General features: G+C 73.1%; 16 protein-coding genes, 1 tRNA gene and 1 riboswitch. Of the genes, 5 read left to right on the forward strand and 12 right to left on the reverse strand.

The features are described 5' to 3' along the window. A partial coding sequence (locus QZX64_RS12490) for a methyltransferase domain-containing protein (RefSeq protein ID WP_295660317.1) occupies positions 1-431 on the reverse strand: 431 nt, incomplete at its 3' end. A 66-nt stretch (positions 432-497) separates the two neighbouring features. Here QZX64_RS12490 and QZX64_RS12495 point away from each other — a divergent pair. Next, the gene (locus QZX64_RS12495) at positions 498-995 is read left to right on the forward strand and encodes a MarR family winged helix-turn-helix transcriptional regulator (protein WP_295660319.1); all 498 of its coding nucleotides are present in this window, start codon (positions 498-500) and stop codon (positions 993-995) included. Positions 996-1,008: 13 nt separating this feature from the next. On the opposite strand, the gene QZX64_RS12500 is transcribed toward QZX64_RS12495, so the two are convergent. The 8 genes from QZX64_RS12500 to rsmI all read right to left on the reverse strand — a co-directional run bounded on the left by QZX64_RS12500 (position 1,009) and on the right by rsmI (position 10,625). Continuing rightward, the gene (locus tag QZX64_RS12500; RefSeq protein ID WP_295660320.1) at positions 1,009-1,632 is read right to left on the reverse strand and encodes a DedA family protein; all 624 of its coding nucleotides are present in this window, start codon (positions 1,630-1,632) and stop codon (positions 1,009-1,011) included. A gap of 99 nt (positions 1,633-1,731) precedes the next feature. Further along, a complete protein-coding gene (locus QZX64_RS12505) occupies positions 1,732-3,729 on the reverse strand; it encodes a PhoX family phosphatase (protein ID WP_295660322.1) in 1,998 nt (665 codons plus the stop codon). Between the two features lie 151 nt (positions 3,730-3,880). Further along, positions 3,881-5,668 (reverse strand): ABC-F family ATP-binding cassette domain-containing protein, encoded by a 1,788-nt coding sequence (locus QZX64_RS12510; protein ID WP_295660324.1) that lies wholly within the window; start codon positions 5,666-5,668, stop codon positions 3,881-3,883. After that, a complete protein-coding gene (locus QZX64_RS12515) occupies positions 5,668-6,594 on the reverse strand; it encodes a 4-(cytidine 5'-diphospho)-2-C-methyl-D-erythritol kinase (RefSeq protein ID WP_295660327.1) in 927 nt (308 codons plus the stop codon). Before QZX64_RS12515 ends, QZX64_RS12510 begins: the two co-directional genes overlap by 1 nt. Continuing rightward, complete coding sequence (gene rsmA, locus QZX64_RS12520) at positions 6,591-7,457, reverse strand: 16S rRNA (adenine(1518)-N(6)/adenine(1519)-N(6))-dimethyltransferase RsmA (RefSeq protein WP_295660328.1); 867 nt, start codon at positions 7,455-7,457, stop codon at positions 6,591-6,593. The genes QZX64_RS12515 and rsmA overlap by 4 nt, the downstream gene beginning before the upstream one ends. Positions 7,458-7,495: 38 nt before the next feature. After that, on the reverse strand, positions 7,496-8,623 hold the full coding sequence (locus tag QZX64_RS12525; protein WP_295660330.1) for a resuscitation-promoting factor: 1,128 nt from the start codon (positions 8,621-8,623) through the stop codon (positions 7,496-7,498). Positions 8,624-8,880: 257 nt separating this feature from the next. Next, entirely contained in the window at positions 8,881-9,705 is an 825-nt protein-coding gene (locus tag QZX64_RS12530) for a TatD family hydrolase (protein ID WP_295660343.1), read from the reverse strand. A gap of 71 nt (positions 9,706-9,776) precedes the next feature. Next, complete coding sequence (rsmI, locus tag QZX64_RS12535; protein WP_295660332.1) at positions 9,777-10,625, reverse strand: 16S rRNA (cytidine(1402)-2'-O)-methyltransferase; 849 nt, start codon at positions 10,623-10,625, stop codon at positions 9,777-9,779. Positions 10,626-10,673: 48 nt separating this feature from the next. Between rsmI and QZX64_RS12540 the strand changes: the two genes are divergently transcribed. Together QZX64_RS12540 and QZX64_RS12545 are read left to right on the forward strand one after the other, a co-directional pair. Beyond that, positions 10,674-12,350, forward strand: coding sequence for a dolichyl-phosphate-mannose--protein mannosyltransferase (locus QZX64_RS12540; protein ID WP_295660334.1), 1,677 nt, complete (start codon positions 10,674-10,676; stop codon positions 12,348-12,350). A gap of 51 nt (positions 12,351-12,401) precedes the next feature. Then, positions 12,402-12,474: transfer RNA gene (locus QZX64_RS12545), tRNA-Ala, on the forward strand. A gap of 101 nt (positions 12,475-12,575) precedes the next feature. On the opposite strand, the gene QZX64_RS12550 is transcribed toward QZX64_RS12545, so the two are convergent. Next, a complete protein-coding gene (locus QZX64_RS12550) occupies positions 12,576-16,139 on the reverse strand; it encodes an ABC transporter ATP-binding protein (RefSeq protein ID WP_295660336.1) in 3,564 nt (1,187 codons plus the stop codon). Positions 16,140-16,320: 181 nt separating this feature from the next. Then, positions 16,321-16,539, forward strand: a riboswitch (cobalamin riboswitch). Between the two features lie 128 nt (positions 16,540-16,667). On the opposite strand from QZX64_RS12550, the gene QZX64_RS12555 reads away from it, so the two are divergent. Then, positions 16,668-19,211, forward strand: a complete 2,544-nt coding sequence (locus QZX64_RS12555) for a ribonucleoside-diphosphate reductase subunit alpha (protein ID WP_295660337.1) — start codon at positions 16,668-16,670, stop codon at positions 19,209-19,211. Positions 19,212-19,234: 23 nt separating this feature from the next. Beyond that, a complete protein-coding gene (locus tag QZX64_RS12560; protein ID WP_295660344.1) occupies positions 19,235-20,209 on the forward strand; it encodes a ribonucleotide-diphosphate reductase subunit beta in 975 nt (324 codons plus the stop codon). A gap of 124 nt (positions 20,210-20,333) precedes the next feature. Here the strand turns inward: QZX64_RS12560 and QZX64_RS12565 are convergent, their stop codons facing one another. Next, on the reverse strand, positions 20,334-21,152 hold the full coding sequence (locus tag QZX64_RS12565; protein ID WP_295660339.1) for a hypothetical protein: 819 nt from the start codon (positions 21,150-21,152) through the stop codon (positions 20,334-20,336). Between the two features lie 87 nt (positions 21,153-21,239). Beyond that, a partial coding sequence (locus QZX64_RS12570; RefSeq protein WP_295660341.1) for a GNAT family N-acetyltransferase occupies positions 21,240-21,424 on the reverse strand: 185 nt, incomplete at its 5' end.

The raw sequence follows: 21,424 nt of genomic DNA on the forward strand, positions 1-21,424 counted from the left end.
GCGCGGATCGTGTGGCTCGGCTCGTCGAAGTTGGCCGGCACCTGGAACGCGAGCCAGCCGCCCGGAGCCACCTGCTCGACGAGCCCCGGCAGCAGGTCGAGGTGGCCAGGCACCCACTGGAGCGTGGCGTTGGAGACCAGCACGTCGACGGGCCTCGAGGGCCGCCACCCACGCAGGTCGGCGACCTGGTAGTCGATGCCCGAGCCCGCGGCGCGCGCCTTCTCGATCATCTCGGCGCTCGAGTCGAGCCCGACCACCCGGGCCCCGGGCCAGCGGGCGGCGAGCAGGGCGGTGAGGTTGCCGGGGCCGCAGCCGAGGTCCACCACGGTGCCCGGCTCCTCGGCGCCGACGCGGGCGAGGAGGTCGGCGAACGGGCGGCCCCGCTCGTCGGCGAAGGCGAGGTAGCGGTCGGGGTCCCAGGTGTGGCTCATGCGACCATGCTCTCCGCCGCGCTATCTTGATGTCAAGATTCTCGACCGGTCTGGTTCAATGGCGGCATGAGGGACGAGGTGGACGTGCTGGTCGAGGCGTGGGCACGCGAGCGCGGCGATCTGGACCTCGCCCCCGTCGAGGTCTTCAGCCGCATCGGCCGGCTCGCCCGCCGGCTCGACCTGGCCCGCAAGGTCGCCTTCACCGCGCACGACATCGAGAGCTGGGAGTTCGACGTCCTCGCCGCGCTGCGCCGGGCGGGGGCGCCCTACGAGCTGTCGCCCGGACGACTCCTCCACGAGACCCTGGTGACCAGCGGCACCATGACCAACCGCGTCGACCGGCTCGTCGGCCGCGGGCTCGTCGAGCGGCTCCCCGACCCCCGCGACCGGCGCGGGGTGCTCGTGCGGCTCACCCCGGAGGGGAAGACGTCGGTCGACGGGGCGTTCGAGGCGCTGCTGGAGGCGGAGCGGGAGCTGATGGCCGACCTCACGGCACGTCAGCGCGCCGAGCTGGCCGGCCTGCTCCGCGCGCTGCTCGCCCCCTTCTCCTCGCCGCAGCGCTGATCGCGTACGCCGCTCAGCGGGCCTCGCGGACCGCCGAGCGCCGGTGCCACCACCGGCGTGCCAGGAACCCGGCGACCACGAGGGCCAGCAGCACGTAGACGACCTGGGAGACCCCGCCCAGCCGGCGCTCCACCACGTGCCACTGCGAGGCCAGCTGGTAGCCCGCTGCGATGAGCAGGCCGTTCCACACCAGGCTGCCGGCCGCGGTGTAGAGGAGGAACTGCGCCACGGGCATCCGCTCGATGCCGGCCGGGATCGAGATCAGGCTGCGGACGCCCGGCACCAGCCTGCCGAAGAAGATCGCGGCCCGTCCGTGCCGCCCGAACCACTCGACCGAGCGGCGTACGTCGCGGGCGTGCAGCAGGGGCAGGCGGTCGGCGGTGCGGCACACCCGCTCCACACCCCACGCCGCCCCCACGACGTAGAGGAGCAGCGCACCCGCGACGGAGCCGGCGGTCGCCCACGTCACCGCCGCCACGAGCCCGTAGTGGCCCTGGCTGGCGGTGAAGCCGGCCAGCGGCAGCACCGCCTCGGAGGGAAGGGGCGGGAACACCGTCTCGACCGCGGTCGCCAGACCGACTCCGGGCGCGCCGAGGGTGCGCATCACCCAGACGATCCACTCGGTCACCGTCGCCATCGAGCCCCTCCCCACCGCGAGTAGGGCCTCCACGGTAGGCAGCGGCGTCGGGGAGGGCGTCACCGCCCTCCCCGACGCGGGCCCGACGTGCCGGCAGCGTCAGCGGCGCGTCACCTGCACCACGGTCGGCCGCGGCCCGGCGAACTCGCCGCGCACCGCGCCGTCCCGGGCGTAGTCGGGGAAGTACGACTGCGGCACCTCGTAGGTGCCGTCCTCCCCGGGGTGCTGCACCGCGACGAAGACCGAGCCGTCCCTGTCGTGGACGACCGGGCCGCAGGTCTCGGCGCCGGCGGGCACTGCCAGGAACTGCTGCACCCGGCCCCGTTCCGGACCGGCCACCGGCACCTTGAACAGACCGTCGTTCATCTGGATGGCGCTGGGCTGGCCGTCGGTGGAGACCCACAGGTTGCCCTCGCTGTCGAAGGCGAGGTTGTCGGGGCACGCGATCGGCGAGACCGGGCCGGTGTACCCGCCGAAGTAGGTGCCTGCGGAGGCGGCGTCACCGCAGATGAGGATCAGGTTCCAGGTGAAGGTGGTCCCCGTGTGGTCGCCACCGTCCTCGGTGATCTCGACGACGTGGCCGTCCTTGTTGGCGTTGCGCGGGTTGGGCTCGGTGGGGCCCTCCTTGCCGGCCTTGCCGCGGTCGGTGTTGTTGGTGCACGCGACGTAGATCTTGCCGTTGACCAGGTTGGGCTCGACGTCCTCGGGGCGGTCCATCTTGGTCGGGGCGACCTTGTCGGCGGCCAGGCGGGTGTAGACCAGCACCTGCTCCACGCTCATGTCCGGGACCATGGACCTGCCGTCCTTGGTGAGCGGGATCCACTGGCCGGAGCCGTCGCTGACCCCGTCCTCGAGCCCGTCGCCGGTGAAGCGGGCGACGTACAGGTCGCCCTCGGAGAGCAGGCGCAGGTTCCTGCGGCGCGCGGACCGGCCCGGACGGCGGTCGTAGCGGCCCTTGGAGACGAACTTGTAGACGTAGTCGAAGCGCTCGTCGTCGCCCATGTAGGCCACGACGCGACCGTTGGAGGCCACGATCACGTTGGCGCCCTCGTGCTTGAAGCGGCCCATCGCGGTGTGCTTGACGGGTGCGGCGTCGGGGTCCTCGGGGTCGACCTCGACGATCCAGCCGAAGCGGTTGGGCTCGTTGCGGTAGTCGTCGGTCGTGGCGTTCCAGCGCGGGTCGACGTTCCGCCAGCCGCGGGCGTCCTGGGCGCCGAGCCCGTAGCGGGCCTCCTCGGGGCTGGTGCCGGCGGCGAGGAAGTACTGGTTGAAGTTCTCCTCGCCCGACAGCACCGTGCCCCACGGCGTCGTGCCGCCCGCGCAGTTGTTCAGGGTGCCGCGGACCTTGCGGCCGGTGCGGTCGGCCCGGGTCTTGAGCAGCTCGCTCCCGGCGGCCGGACCGTCGACCCGGAAGACCGTGTCGAGGGTGATGCGGCGGTTGAGGCGGCCGCTGGGCTGGTACTCCCAACGCTCCCCCGGGCCGCCGCGGCGCAGCTCCACCACCGACATGCCGTGCGCCGCCCACGCGGTGCGGACGACGGTCTCGGCGGGCGTGCCGGGCGGGAACATGATGCCCTCGTTGGTGTACTCGTGGTTGGCCACGAGCAGCGCGCGCCGGCCCCGCGAGTCGGTGACGATGATGTCGAGGTAGTCGCAGTTGTAGCCGAACTGCCGCGCCTGCGCCCACGGGGACTGGCGGTCGGGACCGAACAGCGGGGCGCCCGGCAGGATCGGGTCGCCCCAGCGGATGATCGGGTCCCAGCGGTAGCCGGCGGGCACGGTCACGTCGTCGACGGACTTCACCACCGGGGGGATGGCGGCGAACGGCAGGCCGCGGCCGCTGCGGGCGGCGGCGGCGGGCGACGTCCCGAGGACGGCGGAGCTGCCGAGCGTGAGCGTCAGGGCGCCGGCGCCGCCCAGCACCCCGCGGCGGCTCAGGGCCGTGGCTGCGACGTCTCGGAAGTAGGTGTTGTCGGAGGTGTTGGGCACCGGCTTGCTGCACGCGTCCCCGCAGCGCAGGTGGCAGGTGACCGCGCTCCGGTTGCCGTGGGTCAGGTCGAGCATGGGCAGGCTGCGGCGGTGCGGGGTGGTGGTCACGGCGTCGGCTCCAGGACGTTCGGGGGATGGACGTCCGCAACGTACGAGCGGCGGGCGACCCTGCGGCCGACGAGATGGTGACCAGCAGGTGAAGTCTGGGTGGCGGGTGGCTGTGACGTGGCACGCCGAAGCCGGTGGTCGGTGCCGCCGCTCACTCCACGCTCTCGGAGACCTCCAGCCACTCCATCTCGACCCGGTCGCGCTCGTCGTGGAGCGCCGCGCGCTGCTGCCCGAGCTCGGCGAGGCGCTCGTAGTCGGTGAGGTGCTCGGCCATCTCCGCCTCGAGCTTCGTCTCCTGCTCGGCGAGCCGCTCCAGCCGGCGGTCCAGGCGCGCCAGGGTCTTGCGCGCCGCCCGCTCCTCGGCGGAGCCGGGCTTGACCTTGGTGGTGCCGCCGGCCACGGGGGCCCCGGACGCGGGTGCCGACGGCGCGGAGGGCACCGGGGCGGCGAGCGCGGCGGCCCGGCGCTCGAGGTACTCCTCGACGCCGCGCGGCAGCATCGAGATCTGCCCGTCGCCCAGCAGCGCCCAGGTGGAGTCGGTGACGCGCTCGAGGAAGTAGCGGTCGTGGGAGACCACGACGAGCGTGCCCGGCCAGCCGTCGAGGAAGTCCTCGAGCACGTTGAGGGTGTCGATGTCCAGGTCGTTGGTGGGCTCGTCGAGCAGCAGCACGTTGGGCTCGGTGAGCAGCAGGCACAGCAGCTGGAAGCGGCGGCGCTCGCCACCGGACAGGTCGCCGATGCGGGTCGTGAGCCGGTCGCCGGTGAAGCCGAAGCGCTCGAGCATGGCGGTGGCGGTGATCTCGCCGTCGGCGGTGCGGGTGACCCGGCTGATCGACTCGACCGTCGGCAGCACCCGGAGCTCCGGGTCGAGGTCGTCCAGGGCCTGGGTGAGGTGTTGGAGAGCGATGGTGCGACCGTGCCGTACGCGCCCCGCGGACGGCGTCAGCTCGCCGGAGAGCAGCGAGAGCACCGAGGTCTTGCCGGCGCCGTTGATCCCGACGATCCCGACGCGGTCGCCCGGGCCCAGCCGCCAGGTGGCGTGCGAGAGCAGCTGCCGGTCACCGCGCACCAGGTCGACGTCCTCGACGTCGAGCACGTCCTTGCCCAGGCGCTGGGTGGCGAAGCGCTGCAGCTGCAGCCGGTCGCGGGGCTCGGGCACGTCCTCGATGAGGGCGTTGGCCGCGTCGATGCGGAACTTGGGCTTGGAGGTGCGTGCGGGGGCACCGCGGCGCAGCCACGCGAGCTCCTTGCGGGCCAGGTTCTGGCGGCGGGCCTCCGAGGCCGAGGCCTGGCGCTGGCGCTCCGCACGGGCGAGCACGAAGGCGGCGTACCCACCGTCGTAGGAGTCCACCACGCCGTCGTGCACCTCCCACGTCGTCTGGCACACCTCGTCGAGGAACCAGCGGTCGTGCGTGACGACGACCAGCGCGGAGGCACGGCCGACGAGGTGGTCGGCCAGCCAGGCAACCGCCTCGACGTCGAGGTGGTTGGTGGGCTCGTCGAGGACCAGCAGGTCCTGCTCGCCGAGCAGCAGCGCCGCGAGGCTGCAGCGCCGGCGCTCCCCACCCGACAGGCCCAGCACCGGGCGGTCGAGGGAGACCCCGGCCAGCAGCACCTCGACGACCTCCCGGGTGCGGGAGTCGGCTGCCCACTCGTGGTCGGAGCGGCCGCCGAGGACCGCCTCGCGCACCGAGTGGGTGTCGACCAGCTCGTCGCCCTGGTGGAGGTAGCCGACGTGCAGGCTGCGGGAGTGCGAGACACGACCGGTGTCGGGCTCCTCGAGACCGGCCATCACCTCCAGCAGCGTGGTCTTGCCGTCGCCGTTGCGGCCCACGATGCCGATGCGCTCGCCCTGCGAGATGCCGAGCGAGACCTCGCTGAGCAGCGGGCGCACGCCGTAGGACTTGGAGACGCGCTCGAGGTTGAGGAGGTTGGCCATCAGGCGTGCTCCACCACGTGGGCCCCCGCGACCGGCCCGTTGGCGACCAGGACGTGCTCGCCGACCCCGTCGAGACCGGCGGCCACCCCGCGCGCGTGGTCGGCCGAGGAGCAGAGGAAGACACAGGTGGGGCCCGAGCCGGAGACCAGGCCGGCCAGCGCGCCGGCCTTCTCGCCCGCCGCCAGGACGTCGCGCAGCTCCGGCCGCAGGTCGAGGGCCGGCTCCTGCAGGTCGTTGTGCAGCAGGCCGGTGATCGCCTCGACCGGGTCGGCGAGGAAGGCCACCAGCCGGTGCGGGGGCGACGGCCGGGGAGAGGCGTCGGCGGCCATGGCGTCGAACCGGCGGTAGACCGCGGGTGTCGACAGCCCCTCGCGGGCCGTCACCACGACCCACCAGCGGACCACGTCGCCACCGCGCACCGACTCCACGACCTCGCCCCGGCCGGTGCCGAGCACGTTGCCCCCCATCAGGGCGAAGGGCACGTCGCTGCCGAGCTCCGCGGCCAGGCGGAACATGTCCTCGTCGGAGGTGTCGAGGCCCCAGAGCCGGTCGAGGGCCACGAGCACGGCGGCGGCGTCGGCGGAGCCGCCCGCCATGCCGCCGGCCACCGGGATCTCCTTGCGGATGAGCACGTCGGCGTGAGCCGGCACTCCGTGCAGGTCGGCCAGCAGCGTGGCGGCCCGGACCACGATGTTGTCGTCGCCGAGCGGCACCGCCGTCACGTCGAGGTACGGCGCCGTCTCCACGGTCAGCCGCCAGGAGTCGGACGGCCGCACCGTGACGTCGTCGTAGATGCCGATGGCGTGGTAGACGGTGAGCAGCGGGTGGAAGCCGTCGCCGCGCGGCGCACCGACACCGAGGTGGAGGTTGATCTTGGCCGGCGCCCGCACGGTGACGGAGCCGGGCGGACCGGACGTGGGGATCACCGGAAGATCCCCTCGGCGATGCGGGCGAAGCCCTCGACGCCGACGACCTCGCCGCGGGCCTGCGGGTCGACCCCGGCCTCGCGCAGCGCCGCCTCGGCCGCCTCGGCAGAGCCGGCGAGGCCCTTGAGCGTGGAGCGCAGGGTCTTGCGGCGCTGGCCGAAGGCGGCGTCCACGACGGCGAAGACCTGCTCGCGGGTCGCGCTCGTCGCCGGCGGCTCGCGGCGGGTCCAGGCGACCAGGCCGGAGTCGACGTTGGGCGCCGGCCAGAAGACGTTGCGACCGACCGCCCCGGCGCGGCGTACGTCGGCGAACCAGGCCGCCTTGACCGACGGCACCCCGTAGACCTTGCTGCCGGGTGGGGCGGCCAGGCGGTCGGCCACCTCGGCCTGCACCATCACCAGCCCGCGCTCGAGCGAGGGCAGCAGGGCGAGCATGTGGAGCAGCACCGGCACGGAGACGTTGTAGGGCAGGTTGGCCACCAGCGCGGTGGGCGGTGGGCCGGGGACCTCCTCGACGCGCAGGGCGTCGGCGAGCACCACCTGGAAGCGGTCGACGTGGCCGGGAGCGAGGTCGGCGATGGTCTGCGGCAGCAGGCCGGCCAGCGCGGGGTCGACCTCGACGGCCACCACGCGCCGGGCGACGTCGAGGAGGGCGAGGGTCAGGGAGCCGAGGCCGGGGCCCACCTCCACGACGACGTCGTCGGCGGTGACCCCGGAGTCACGCACGATGCGGCGCACCGTGTTGGCGTCGATGACGAAGTTCTGCCCACGCTGCTTGGTCGGGCGCAGGTCCAGGCCGGCGGCCAGCGCACGGACGTCCGCCGGGCCGAGGAGCCTCGGCCCGGCGGAGCTGTCGTGGTTCACGGGGGTCAGGGTAGTGCTCGACCCCGAGGAGGCACGGATCAGCGAGGCAGTCCCAGCTTCGAGGAGCAGGAGGGCCAGGCGCCGTACCCGCCGGAGGCGTCACGGAGCTTGGTCGCGATCGCGATCTGGGTCTCCCGGCTCACCTGGCTCGGCAGGCCGGGCCCACCGTAGGCACGCCAGGTGCCGAGGTTGAACTGGAGGCCGCCGTAGTAGCCGTTCCCGGTGTTGATGGCCCAGTTGCCGCCGGACTCGCACTGGGCGAGAGCGTCCCAGACGGTGCTGCCGCCGGCGAAGTTGGAGGTGACCTCCTCCTTGGTGCCGACGGAGACGATGGCGTCGGTCGGCCGGCGCGTGACGTCGGACGAGACGACCTTGCGGGCCACGACCTCGCCGTTGCGGAAGCGCAGGCGGTAGGTGACGTCGCGCAGACCCGTGCGGCCGGCGCGCCGCGTGGAGGTCTCGCCCTCGAGCATCGAGTCGTCCTGCCTCTCGATGGTGTCGAAGTCGATGGCCTCGTCGCGCACGGTCTTGTTGAGGACCTTGATCCGCGTCACCGCCACGGTGTCCCCGTCGGTGACCTCCCGGCCGAGCGCGGGCTTGACCTTGTCGTCGGCGTCGACGCCGACCCCGAGCTCGTCGAGCACGTCGCGGACGGTCAGCGCCGTGACGCCGACCTTCCTCTTCCTGTCGGCGACCGTGACGGTGAGCTTCTTGGGCGTGACGACCTCGAGGGCCATGCCGCCGCGCTCGATCTCCGCGCCGCGGCTGACCGAGAGGTCCGAGCTCTCGAAGGCGCGGCCGATCTGGTCGAGCGCACGGTTGACGCTGGTCGCGGTGACCCAGTGGGTCTCGGTCTCCCCGTCCACGTCGAGCTCGAGCGGCCGGCCGAACCGGACCGCGATCTCGGTGCCGTCACCGACCGCCTGGTCGAGGGGTGGTGCGACCTCGTCGTGCGGGCCGAGCGCGATGCCCTCGCTCTCGAGGACCTCGCCGACCGTGCCCCCCATGGCACTGACCTGCTGGGTCTTCCCGTCGAGGCTGAGGGTCACCGACCGGGTGAGGGCGGCGTACCCGATGGTGGTCCCGGCGACGGCGGCCACCACGAGGGCGACCAGCACGGCCAGGACGGTCCTGCTCCTGCTGAGGTGTGCGATGCGTGCGCGCACGATGCTCCGAACGTCGTACTCCCCGGGCCTCGGGACCGGTGCCGCGGGCCTCCGACCACGCGCGACACTCGCCGATGGGGGCGGGTGTAGGGCGAGCGGGGGTCTCGCGAGGACGGCCGCCCTGTGATCCCCGAGGATCGGGTGCCGCCTGGTGCACCGGCTGAAATCGTCCCGATCCCGGCCAACAGTCACAAGACGATAACGGTCGACCGGTGGGAGTCAAACTCCTCGTCCACGCCGGGCACCTCGCCGGGGCGTCACCAGGAGCCGCCGAACGCCCTCTCGGTGTTGGCGTCGAGGGCCGCGCAGAGCTCACCGAGGTCGTCCCCGCGGACCTCCGCCATGTGCCGGACCGTGTGCGGCACGAGGTAGGAGGCGTTGGGCCGTCCGCGGTACGGCACCGGTGTGAGGTACGGCGCGTCGGTCTCCACCAGCACCCGGTCGAGGGGCGCCAGGCGCAGGGCTCCGCGCTGGGCGTCGGCGTTCTTGAAGGTCACCGTGCCGGCGAAGCTGAGGTGGGCGCCGCGGTCCAGGCACGCCCGGGCGAACGCGGCGTCGCCGGAGAAGCAGTGCATCACCCAGCGCTCGGGGGCACCCTCGCCGTCCAGGATGCGCAGCACGTCGTGGTGGGCGTCGCGGTCGTGGATGACCAGGGTCTTGTCGAGCCGCTTGGCGAGATCGATGTGCCGCCGGAAGCTCTCCTCCTGGGCCGCGAGGCCGTCGGCCGAGGTGCGGAAGTGGTCGAGGCCGGTCTCCCCCACCGCCCGCACCTTGTCGTGCGCGCCGGCGAGGCGCTCGATCTCCGCCATCGCCTCGTCGAGCCGGCCCTCCTCGGCCAGCCGCGGTGCCTCGTTGGGGTGCAGCGCCACCCCCGCCACGAGCGCCGCGTGCTCGGCGGCGGCCTCCACGGCCCAGCGCGCGCCGGACAGGTCGCAGCCGATCTGCACGATGCGGGTCACCCCGACGGCGCGAGCGGCCTCGATCGCGGCGCCGGTGTCGAGCCACCCGCCGTCGGCGATGTCGAGGTGGCAGTGGTTGTCGACCACCGGGTGGGGCAGCGGCTCGGGTGCCGGAGGCCGCACGCGGTCGCGCTGCGCGCCCGAGCTCTCCTCGGTGGCCGCGCGCTCGCGGCCGGGCCGGTCGGGGGCGCCGCTCACGAGCCGTGCACCAGGTTGTAGACCTCGCGCTTGGGCACCCCGGCCGCCCTCGCCACCTGCACGATCGCCTCCTTGCGGGTCGTCCCCGCCTCCTCCAGGTCCGCCACGGCGGCAAGCAGCGACTCCGGGTCGCCGGCGACGGACGGTCCGCCCGGTGCCCCGCTCACGACGATGGTCACCTCCCCGCGCACCCCCTCGCGGGCCCAGTCGACGAGCTCGCGCAGGGAGCCACGGCGTACCTCCTCGTGGGTCTTGGTGAGCTCGCGGCACACCGCGGCGGTGCGGTCCTCTCCCCAGGCCTGCGCCATCGCGGCCAGCGCCGCCTCGGTGCGGTGGGGCGCCTCGAAGAAGACCAGGGTGCGCAGCTCGCCGGCGAGGTCGGCGAGCCGCCGGGCCCGCTCCCCCGCCCTGCGGGGCAGGAAGCCCTCGAAGCAGAAGCGGTCGACGGGAAGCCCGCTGACCGCGAGCGCGGTGAGCACCGCGGAGGGGCCGGGCACCGCCGTCACGCGGATCCCCCGCTCCACGGCCGCCGCGACGAGCCGGAAGCCGGGGTCGGACACGCTCGGCATGCCCGCGTCGGTCACCAGGACGACGCGCTGCCCTGCCAGCAGCGCGTCGACCAGCCCGGGCGTGCGGGCGGACTCGTTGCCCTCGAAGTAGGACACCACCCTGCCACCGAGGGTGACCCCCAGGTCGGTGGTCAGCCGCTTGAGGCGGCGGGTGTCCTCAGCCGCGACCACGTCGGCGCCGGCGAGCTCGGCGGCGAGCCGGGGCGGGGCGTCGCCCGCCTGGCCGATCGGCGTGCCGGCGAGGACCAGGACGCCGGGCGCTCCCTCATCGCTCATGCCCCCATCCTGCCCGGTGGCCCGGGAGAGCGCGGCTACAGTGCCGAGGTGAGCCCGGACGCCGACACGGTCGCCCCGCCGGACGAGGAGACCGTCTCGCTGTCCCGCACCGGCTCGGGCCGCGACGTCCCCCCGGCGGCCGTCCGTGCGCTCGGCTGGAGCACCGCCGAGGGCCCCGTCGCCGGCTGGGCGGCCGCGGTCGCGGTCGCGTTGCTGGCGTTCTTCCTGCGCGTGTGGCGGCTGGGCACGCCCCACCAGTTCTCCTTCGACGAGACGTACTACGCCAAGGACGCCTGGTCGATGCTGGACGCCGGCTACGTCAGGTCCTACGTCGAGGAGGCCGACCGCACGATCCTCGACGGGCGGACGAGGGGCCTCTGGGAGGACGACCCGTCGATGATCGTCCACCCCGAGGTGGGCAAGTGGCTGATCGCGCTGGGTGAGTGGGCGTTCGGCATGGACCCCTTCGGCTGGCGCATCGCCGCCGCCGTGGTCGGGTCGCTGATGGTGCTGCTCATGTGCCGGTTCGTGCGCCGGGTGACCGGCTCCACGTCGCTCGGCCTGGTCGGCGGGCTGCTGCTGTCCTTTGACGGGCTGCACCTCGTGCTCTCCCGGCTGGCGCTGCTCGACATCTTCCTGGCGTTCTTCCTGCTGCTGGGCGTGCACTGCCTGGTCGCCGACCGGGCGTGGTTCCGCGAGCGGCTGCAGCGCCGCCTCGGCGGCGCCGGGTCAGGGGGGTGGGGTCCGCGGGTGCTGTGGCGGCCGTGGCTGGTCGCCGCGGGCGTCGCCTTCGGGCTGGCCGTCGGCACCAAGTGGACCGCGCTCTACCCGCTGGCCGCCTTCGGGGTGATGGTCTGGGTGTGGAGCGCCGGCGCCCGGCGCAGCCACGGTGTCCGGTGGGCGAGCGCCCGGTCGGCCCTCCTCGACGGCGTGCCCGCCTTCGTCTCCCTCGTCCTGGTGGCCCTGGCGGTCTACGTCGCCACCTGGGGCGGCTGGCTCGCCCATGCGGCGGAGTACGAGCAGTCGTCGCTCAGCGACTCCCAGTACACCCGGTACGGCGGCGGGGAGCAGTGGCCGACCGCCACCGAGCCCGACGCGACCGGACTCGGCGAGGTGTCGCAGTCCCTGCGCTCGCTGGCGCACTACCACCGCGACGTCTACATGTTCCACGCCCACTTCCTGGACGACAGCACGCACACCTACGCCTCGAAGCCGAGCGGCTGGCTCCTGATGAACCGGCCCGTCGGCGTCGACGCGCAGCTCGACATCGAGCCCGGCACGCAGGGCTGCGAGGCACCGCCGGACAGCGACTGCCTGCGCCAGGTGCTGCTGCTGGGCAACCCGCTGCTGTGGTGGGGGGGCTGCCTGGCGCTGCTGCTGGCGGTGGCGATGTGGGTGGGCGCCCGGGACTGGCGGTTCGGCGTGGCCGTGGTCGGCGTCGCGTCGACCTGGCTGCCCTGGCTGCTCTACGACGACCGGCCCATCTTCATCTTCTACGCGATCTGCTGCCTGCCGTTCGTGGTGCTCGCCATCACCCTGGCCATGGGCAAGCTCATCGGCTCCGTCCCCTCCCCCTCGCCGCGGCGTACAGCGGGGGTCGTGGTCGCGGGCTCGTTCTTCGTGCTGGTGCTCGCGAACTTCGCGTGGTTCTGGCCCATCTGGACCGACGTCCTGCTCACGCATGACGAGTGGTTGCAGCGGATGTGGTTCAGCCGCTGGATCTGACGCAGCGATTGGGAGGCGCCTCCCGCCGGGTGCTATCTTTTCCGACGCACTGGGGCTGTGGCGCAGTTGGTAGCGCGTCTCGTTCGCAATGAGAAGGTCAGGGGTTCGAATCCCCTCAGCTCCACCGGACCAACCAGGACCGCGGGTCATCCTCGACCCGCGGTCCTGTGGCTCTCCGGCGTCGTCGGCCCGTCATCGCGCCGCCTTCGAGCGGTCCTGCTGCACCTAGCCCGCGAGGTGGCTCCACTCCTCCGCCAGGTCTGCCCAGGGCCCGGAGGCGGCGACCTCGCCGTCGACGAGGACCACGACCCGGTCGGCCTGCTCGAGCGCCGCGCGCTTGGAGGTCGCACCGATGACGGCGCTGCCGCGCTCGCGCAGGGCGACCCACAGCTCGACCTCGGTGGTGGCGTCGAGGGCGCTGGAGACGTCGTCGGCCAGCAGCAGCTCGGTCTCGGAGGCGAGCGCCCGGGCCAGGGCGAGGCGCTGCACCTGGCCGCCGGAGAGCCGGACGCCGCGGTGCCCGACGACCGCGTCGGCGCCGCCGGCGTCGAGGAGGTCGCGCTCGAGCCGGGAGTCGGCGACGGCGCGGTCGAAGGCACGGTGGTGCCCGAGGAGCACGTTGTCGGCGAAGGTCCCGGACAGCACCCGCGGCACCTGCGCCACGTGGGCGACCTGGCCGGGACGCAGGAACGTCTCGGCGTCCTCCACCTCGGTGCCGTTCCAGCGGATGGAGCCGGTGTGCTCGACCAGCCCGGCGAGGGCCGAGAGCAGGCTCGACTTGCCAGACCCGACCTGGCCGAGCAGCAGCACCAGCTCGCCGGACCGCACGTCGAGGTCGACGCCCACCACCCCTCGGGTGCCGTCGTCGTGCACCGCCGCGACGTCGCGGAGGCTGAGCTCGACCAGCGGGGTGCGAGCCGGCTCGACGGGGGCCGGCGCGGTGCCGGCGACCAGGTCGACGCCGGGACGCTGCGAGACCAGGTCGACCCCGCCCGCCAGGCGGCTCGAGGCCGCCTGCCAGGCGCGCACCCCGGGGGCCTCGGTCACGACTGCACCGGCGACCCGGCCGAACCAGTCGAAGCCGTTGACCGCACCGGAGACGAGGATCGCCGTGGCGAGGTCCCAGCCGCCGAGGAAGTACGTCGCCCAGGCGGCCACCACGCCGGCCTGCACCATCACCACGGGGACGCCGTCGAGCACGGCCTGCACGCGGTGCTCGAAGACCGCGGCGTCGACGCGGCCCTGGTCGACGCGGCGCAGGTGGCCGTGGACCGCCGGCGTCGCCGCCGCGAGCTTGACGGTGCGGGCCGACTCGAGCGCCGAGACCAGCGAGCGACCGAACCGGGCGCGGGCCGCCGAGGACTCCGCGGCCGAGCGGCCGGCGATCGGCCGGCCGAGCGACGAGGCGGAGGCGGAGCCCACCATGACCGCCAGCAGCACGGCCCCGGCCAGCAGGCTCCCGCCCGCGAGGGAGGTGACCACGACGATCGCCAGCCCGTTGATGAAGTCGACCCACCGGTCGGCGTACCGGGCGTAGCGGTCGGCGTCCATGGAGCGCGCGACCACCTCGCCGGGCGGCGTGCGGGTGAGCCGGCGCTGCTCGGTCTGGCCGATGAGCATCGACATCCGGACCCGGAGCATCACCTCGATCCACCACTTCGGGTAGCGCCGGATCGCGGCGGCGAGCACGACCGGTGCGGCCATGATCGACAGGGCCACGCCCGCGGCCAGCCACCACGTGGACGCCTGGTCGCCCCGGCCCTCCTGCAGGTCCTGCACGAGCGTGCCCCACAGCAAGCCGGTGAGTGCGCCGAAGGCGCCGACCAGCGACGACAGCAGGAAGAGGAGGGCCGCGAACGCACCCCACCACGGCCGCACGAGCAGCGCGTGGGTGATGCCGCGGGCCAGGCTGGGGCCCGTGCCGACCTCGGGGAGCTCGGGAGGCTCGCCCGTGCGGCGGGCACCACCGACGGCTGCCCGCACCGGCTGGTGGGCAGCCTCGTCGTCGGGCTCCGCCGCGCCCCCGTCGGGGTCGTCGAGGTCGTCGCCGCTGCTCGCCTCGAGCAGCCGCCGGAACGGGCCGGGGCTGGTGCGGAGCGCCTCGCGGGGCCCGAGCTGGACGACGCGGCCGGCCTCGAGCACCGCGACGAGGTGGGCCCTCGCGGTCGTGGACAGGCGATGGGCCACGAGCAGCCCCGTGCGCCCGCGCAGCAGCCGGTCGGAGGCGCGCACCACCAGCGACTCGGTGAGCGGGTCCATCCGCGCGGTGGCCTCGTCGAGGACGACGACCTGGACGTCGCGCACGAGCAGCCGCGCGAACGCGACCAGCTGCTCCTCCCCCGCCGACAGCGTCGTGCCGCCGGGGCCGAGCAGCGTGTCGATGCCGTCGGGCAGCCCGGCGACCCAGGCGTCGAGGCCCAGCTCCTCCACGGCGGCCACCACGCGCTCGCGCGGCACGTCGGTGAAGAGGGCGATGTTGTCGGCCAGGCTGCCGGCGAGGATCTCGGTGCGCTGGGTGACCACGCCGACCGCCGCGCGGAGCCCCTGGAGGTCGAGGTCGAGCACGTCGACCCCGCCGACGAACAGCGTGCCGGGCTCGGGGTCGACGGCCCGCGAGACCAGGGAGGCCAGGGTCGACTTGCCCGACCCGGTGCGGCCGACCAGGGCGATCGTGTCGCCGGCCGGCACGTGGAGGTCGACGTCGCGCAGCGCGAAGGAGCCCTCGGCGTAGGAGAAGTGGAGGTCGCGCAGCTCGACGTCGAGCGGGCGGTCGGGCACCGGCAGCCCACCGACGGGCTCCGGCTCGGAGTCGACGAGCTGGCGCAGCCGCACGACTGCGCCGAGCCCGGCCTGGAGGTCGGGGAGGTGCCGTGCCATCTGGTCGACCTGACCGACGAAGGTGCTGGTCACCAGGAACAACGTCACCAGCTCACCGACCGACAGGTCGCCCTCGACGGTCAGCGCGACCCCGCCGAGGGCGATGCCGGCGAGCAGCCCGTGCAGCAGCCCCCCGGTGCGCAGCGTGATCCGGGTCTGCACCCGCAGCAGCCGCGCGAAGCGACGGTGGACCACTCCGGCCAGCGCGGCCACGCGGCGTACGACGTGGGCCTGGCCCAGGCTGGTGCGCAGGTCGTCGCGCCCGCTGACCCCCTCCTCCATCGCGGCGGCGTGGTCGGTCCAGGCCATCTCCTCCAGCACCGTGAGCTGCTTGACCTCGGGCAGCAGCGGCCTCATGACCAGCCAGGCGGCGTAGCCGAACAGGGGGAACAGCAGCCACGCCGGCCACCACGTCAGGCCGGCCACCACCCACATCGGGAGCGCGGCGAAGACGGTGCGCAGCGCGTCCCAGACCTGGCGGCGCAGCAGCGCCCCCACCTCGTGGGTGTCGTCGTCGACGCGGTCGAGCACCTCGCCGACCGCCTGCTCGTGCAGTGCGGTCAGCGGCTGGTGGAGCGCGGCGTCGAGCAGGTCGCCGCGCAGCCGGCCCTCGGCGCGGTCGACGACCGCCGCCCAGACCGTGCGGCCCACGGTGTCGAGCACGGCGCCGCCGACCACGCAGAGCGCCAGGAACCAGACCAGGGCGCGGGTCGGCCCCTCCGCCAGGGAGCCCGCCACGACCGTGCCGAGGGTCTTGCCGAGCGCGCCCAGGAACGACGCCGCCATCGCCCAGCCGACGGCCGTCTGCCGCAGCCGGCGCCAGTCGACGGTGCGCGCAGGGTCGGGGACCGGCTGCCCACCGGGCTCCCGGTCGGGTCGGGTCGGGCGCTCGGCGGTCGTCGTGTCGGTCATCGGGAGCGACGTTACGCGTGCCGACCGACACTCTCACCCTCATTCCCGCGCGCTGCGGCGCCGGTGCCGCCGCAGGTGCCGTGCGTCGCAGCCGCGAAGGCCACCGTCCCAGCACCGGCTGGAACATCAACGGTCGGCGAAACACAAGATGCGGGTAGTTACAACGGTGTGGTTTCCATATATGGTGGTGCACGCAGTTGGTTCGGCGCCTCGCACCAGGGGCGTCGTCGCAAGAGGGAACCCGGTGGAAGTCCGGGACTGCCCCGCAGCGGTGAGTGGGAACGACCGGTGTCATCAGCACTGAGCCACGGGCCTCGGCCCCGGCTTGGGAAGCGGCACCCAGTAGGGACGAGCAGCATGCCCACGAGTCCGAAGACCTGCCAACGCACCGCTCCCCCGACGGGGGCGGTGGTCCGTGGCCTCGTGGGAGGGCCGGAGGACTCCGCGCGGCGCTGACCCGTCGTCCGGCGTGCTCGTCCCCTCACGCTCCGGGTTGCACCCGCATCCGAGTTCACGAGGGGTGAACCGATGAGCATCACCGTCATCAAGCGCGACGGCTCCCACCAGCCCTACGACGGCTACGAGATCGCGCGCTCCATCGAGGAGGCCAGCGCCGGTCTCGGCGACGAGGTCACCCGCGTCGCCCAGCTGCGCTCCGAGCTCGAGATCACGCTGTTCGACCGGATCTCCAGCGAGCAGCTCGACGAGGCCGTCATCCAGGTCGCGCTCCAGAACGTCAAGGACGACCCCGCCTTCGACACCATCGCCTGCCGCCTGCTCATCAAGACGCTCTACAAGCGCGTCTTCGGCGAGGGCGTCACCCGCGACGAGGTCGAGGCGTTCCACGGCTCCGCGTTCGTCTCCTCGATCCTGCGGGGGGTCGAGCTCGGCCTGCTCGACACCCGGCTGATCGCGCTCTTCGACCTCGAGGTGCTCGGCGCGGCGCTCGACCCCCGCCGCGACGACCTCCTGCACTACACCGGCGCGCAGACCATGCGCACCCGCTACATGATCTGCGAGCCCGACGGCACGCCGCTGGAGGTGCCGCAGTTCTTCTGGATGCGCGTGGCCATGGGCCTCTCCCTCACCGAGGCCGACCCCACGGCCGCCGCCCTGCGCTTCTACGACAAGATGTCGCGGCTCGAGTACCTCGCCGCGGGCTCGACCCTGGTCAACGCCGGCACGTCGTACGCCCAGCTCTCCAACTGCTTCGTGATGCAGATGGAGGACGACATCGAGCACATCGCGCAGTCGGTGCGCGACGTCATGTGGCTGACCAAGGGCACCGGCGGCATCGGCCTGTCGGTCTCCCGGCTGCGGGCCGAGGGCTCGCCGATCCGGTCCAACAACACCACCTCGACGGGGCCGATCCCGTTCATGCACACGATCGACTCGACGCTGCGCGCGATCAGCCGCGGCGGCAAGAAGTTCGGCGCGCTGTGCTTCTACCTGGAGAACTGGCACCTCGACTTCGCCCAGTTCCTCGACCTCCGGCAGAACTCCGGCGACCCCTACCGCCGGACCCGGACCGCCAACACCGCGGTGTGGATCTCCGACGAGTTCATGAGGCGTGTCGAGGACGACGCCGCGTGGTACCTCTTCGACCCGCTGGACGTGCCCGACCTCACCGACCTGTACGGCGCCGCCTTCTCCGCGCGCTACGGCGAGTACGCCGCGCTCGCCGAGGCCGGGCTGCTGCGCCACCGCAGGCTGCGGGCGCGCGAGCAGTACCGCGCGATCCTGGTGTCGCTGCAGACGACGTCGCACCCGTGGCTGACGTGGAAGGACACCGTCAACACCCGGGCGCTGAACCACAACACCGGCACGATCCATCTCTCCAACCTGTGCACCGAGATCACGCTGCCGCAGGACCGCGACAACGTGGCCGTGTGCAACCTCGCCTCGGTCAACCTCTCCCGCCACGTCACCGGCCGGCGCCGGGAGGCGCGCGTCGACTGGGACCTGCTGGCGGAGTCGACCCGGCTGGCGGTGCGGCAGCTCGACAACCTCATCGACATCACCATCTCCTCGGTGCCGCAGTCGGAGCACTCCAACCGCGAGAACCGCGCGCTGGGCCTGGGCGTCATGGGCTTCACCGACGTGGTCGAGCGCCTCGGCCACTCCTACGAGTCCGAGGAGGCCTACGAGCTGATCGACCGGTTGATGGAGTTCGTCAGCTGGCACGCCATCGACGAGAGCGCCGACCTGGCGCGCGAGCGCGGCGCCTACCCCAACTTCGCGGGGTCGCGCTGGAGCCAGGGCATGGTGCCGATCGACTCCCTCGGGCTGCTCGAGGCCGACCGCGGCGTCCCGGTCGACGTCGACCGCACCACCCGCCTGGACTGGGACGCCCTGCGCACCAAGGTCTCCGGCGGCATCCGCAACTCCACGCTGCTCGCCATCGCGCCCACCGCCTCGATCGGGCTGGTGGCCGGCACCACGCCGGGCCTGGACCCGCAGTTCAGCCAGATCTTCAGCCGGGCGACCAGCTCCGGGAAGTTCCTGGAGGTCAACCGCAACCTCGTGGAGGACCTGCGAGCGCTCGGCTTGTGGGAGCGGGTCCGCGAGGACCTGCTGCGCCACCAGGGCGACCTGTCCGAGGTGGCGGGGGTGCCGGCCGAGCTGCAGGCGATCTACCGCACGTCGTTCCAGCTCTCGCCGTACGCCTTCCTCCACGTCGCCGCGCGGGCGCAGAAGTGGATCGACCAGGCGATCAGCCGCAACATCTACCTCGCCAGCCGCGACGTGGGCGAGATGGTCGACCTCTACGCCGCTGCCTGGCGGATGGGCGTGAAGACCACCTACTACCTGCACATGTTGCCCAGGCACACCGCCGAGCAGAGCACGGTGAAGGTCAACAAGGCAGTCGCCGGGCCCGCGAGCGGTACGCCCCGCCGCGGGTTCGGCGCCGCGGCGGCTCCCACCACGTCGGTGGCCCCGACGGTGAAGGCGGCGCAGCCCGTCGACCCGGGCGGGCGTCCCGAGCTCGACGTGGTCGGCGGGCCCCCGCCCGAGGACGTGCAGTGCCCGATCGACCCGCAGGAGCGACTGCAGTGCGAGTCGTGCCAGTGAGCGCCGGGACGCGGACCGGAGGGATCCTGGGCACCGGCATCGAGCAGGGCCTCCTGCTCAAGCCCGTGACCTACCAGTGGGCCATGGACCTCTACGACCAGGCCGTGGCCAACACGTGGTTCCCCAATGAGATCCAGCTCGGCGAGGACCTCGGGGACTTCGAGCGGATGACCGAGGAGGAGCGGCACGCGCTCACCTTTTTGATGAGCTACTTCAACCCCAACGAGCTGCTCGTCAACAAGGCGCTGGCCTTCGGGGTGTACCCCTACGTCAACGCCGCGGAGTGCCACCTCTACCTCGCCAAGCAGATGTGGGAGGAGGCCAACCACTGCATGAGCTTCGAGTACGTGCTCGAGACCTTCCCCATCGACCGGGCCGCGGCGTACGAGTCGCACGTCACGGTGCCCTCGATGGCGGCCAAGGAGGAGTTCGAGGTCCGCTTCATCAAGCGGATGACCGAGGAGGCCCTCGACATCGGCACCACCGAGGGCAAGCAGGACTTCGTGCGCAACCTGGTGGCCTACAACGTCATCCTCGAGGGGATCTGGTTCTACTCCGGGTTCATGGTGGCGCTGAGCTTCCGGCAGCGGAACCTGCTGCGCAACTTCGGCTCGCTGGTCGACTGGATCGTGCGTGACGAGAGCCTGCACCTGAAGTTCGGGATGAACCTGATCCTCACCGTGCTGGAGGAGAACCCCGAGGTCGCCACCGAGGAGTTCGCCGAGGAGATCCGCCGGATGGTCCTCGACGCCGTGGAGATGGAGGAGGCCTACAACCGCGACCTGCTGCCCGGCGGCATCCTGGGGCTGAACGCCGACTACATCAACCAGTACGTCAGGTACCTGGCCGACCGCCGCCTCGAGGAGCTCGGCTTCCCCGCCCACTACGAGGTCGCCAACCCGGCGAAGTGGATGGCCGCGGCCAACGACACCCTCCAGCTGGTCAACTTCTTCGAGTCGACCAACACCTCCTACGAGGTGAACGCCAGGGCGACCTGATGTCGTGCGTGTCCCTCCCGACCTCCGAACAGCGGGAGAGGCTGCGCGCTGGCCGGGCGCTGGCCGGGCGCTGGCCGCGGGTGAGGCCGTGACGGCGGCAGCGGCCTCGGGCCGCTGAGGGGGCTCAGGAGCCGACGGCACGCCTCGCGGCCGCGGCCTTGTCGGCCGCCGCCTTCTCCTCGGCCGCCCGCTGCTCGGCGGAGCGGGCGAGGGCCGAGTCGGCGTCGCTGCGGCCCGAGCTCCACACGCCGGTCGAGTCGAGGTCGATGGTCTGCACGGTCCGGCGCACGGCGGCGGGCTTGGAGACGTAGGTCGGCAGGGTCACCGGGACCATGTCCCACATCGAGGGGTCGGTGGCGACCACGGGGGGTCCCGTCACCGCCTCCTCGGCGAGGCCGACCTCGGCACCGACGGGAGGGATGCCGGTGGACGTGTCCTCGTCGAGCACGTCGATGACCACAGACGCCGGAGCCGGCACCGGCGCGGCCGCGACGACGGCCCGCTCCTTGGTGACCATCAGCCGGCAGGCCACCAGCCAGGCGACGAGCAGGGTGGCCGGGATCGCGACGTACCACCAGGAGAAGACACCGGCGGCGGCCGTGGCGAGCACGGCGACGTTGGCCAGGACGACCGTGCCGAGCACGTTGCGGCGACGCCGGGCGGCGCGGTTGGCCGCCGCACGCCGGGCGGCGGCGGTGAGCGTCCTCGGCGCCTGCCCCTTGGTCTCCACGAGGGGCACCGACACGGCGCGCCCGGGGGTGACGACCAGCCTGGCGTCGCGCCGGCTGACGGGCTCGCGTCGCGCGAGCACCCGCATGGTGTCCGAGAAACGGTCGACCGAGCGGCTGCGCTGCACCTCGTCGTGGTGCTTGAGCGCCTTGGGCACGAGGTAGGCGGCCCAGGCGACGGCGACGGCCACGAAGATCAGTGCGCTGAGGTCCACGCTCAGAGGTTAGAAGCGCCGGCCGTCCGTGGGACGGATGTCCACAGGTGTGTCGCCTGCGAATGCTGTGGCTGGTGGTTCGCGGGGTCAGGCCGACAGCAGCCGGGCGAGCATCCCCTCGGGGACCTCCTCGACGGTGACCGCGTAGATGCGGTGGTCGCGCCAGGCTCCGTCGATGTGCAGGAAGCGCGGCGCGTAGCCGACCTCGCGCAGGCCCAGCTTCTCCACCACGCGCAGGGAGTTGGTGTTCTCGGGCCGGATGCAGATCTCGA

The sequence above is a fragment of the uncultured Nocardioides sp. genome, assembly GCF_902805925.1.
Classification (GTDB): Bacteria; Actinomycetota; Actinomycetes; order Propionibacteriales; family Nocardioidaceae; genus Nocardioides.

Coding starts and splice junctions, on each gene's coding strand:
- rsmI (WP_295660332.1), bottom strand. CDS start 10,625: ATGAGCGATGAGGGAGCGCCCGGCGTCCTGGTCCTCGCCGGCACGCCG.
- QZX64_RS12500 (WP_295660320.1), bottom strand. CDS start 1,632: ATGGCGACGGTGACCGAGTGGATCGTCTGGGTGATGCGCACCCTCGGC.
- QZX64_RS12510 (WP_295660324.1), bottom strand. CDS start 5,668: ATGGCCAACCTCCTCAACCTCGAGCGCGTCTCCAAGTCCTACGGCGTG.
- QZX64_RS12555 (WP_295660337.1), top strand. CDS start 16,668: ATGAGCATCACCGTCATCAAGCGCGACGGCTCCCACCAGCCCTACGAC.
- QZX64_RS12495 (WP_295660319.1), top strand. CDS start 498: ATGAGGGACGAGGTGGACGTGCTGGTCGAGGCGTGGGCACGCGAGCGC.
- QZX64_RS12550 (WP_295660336.1), bottom strand. CDS start 16,139: ATGACCGACACGACGACCGCCGAGCGCCCGACCCGACCCGACCGGGAG.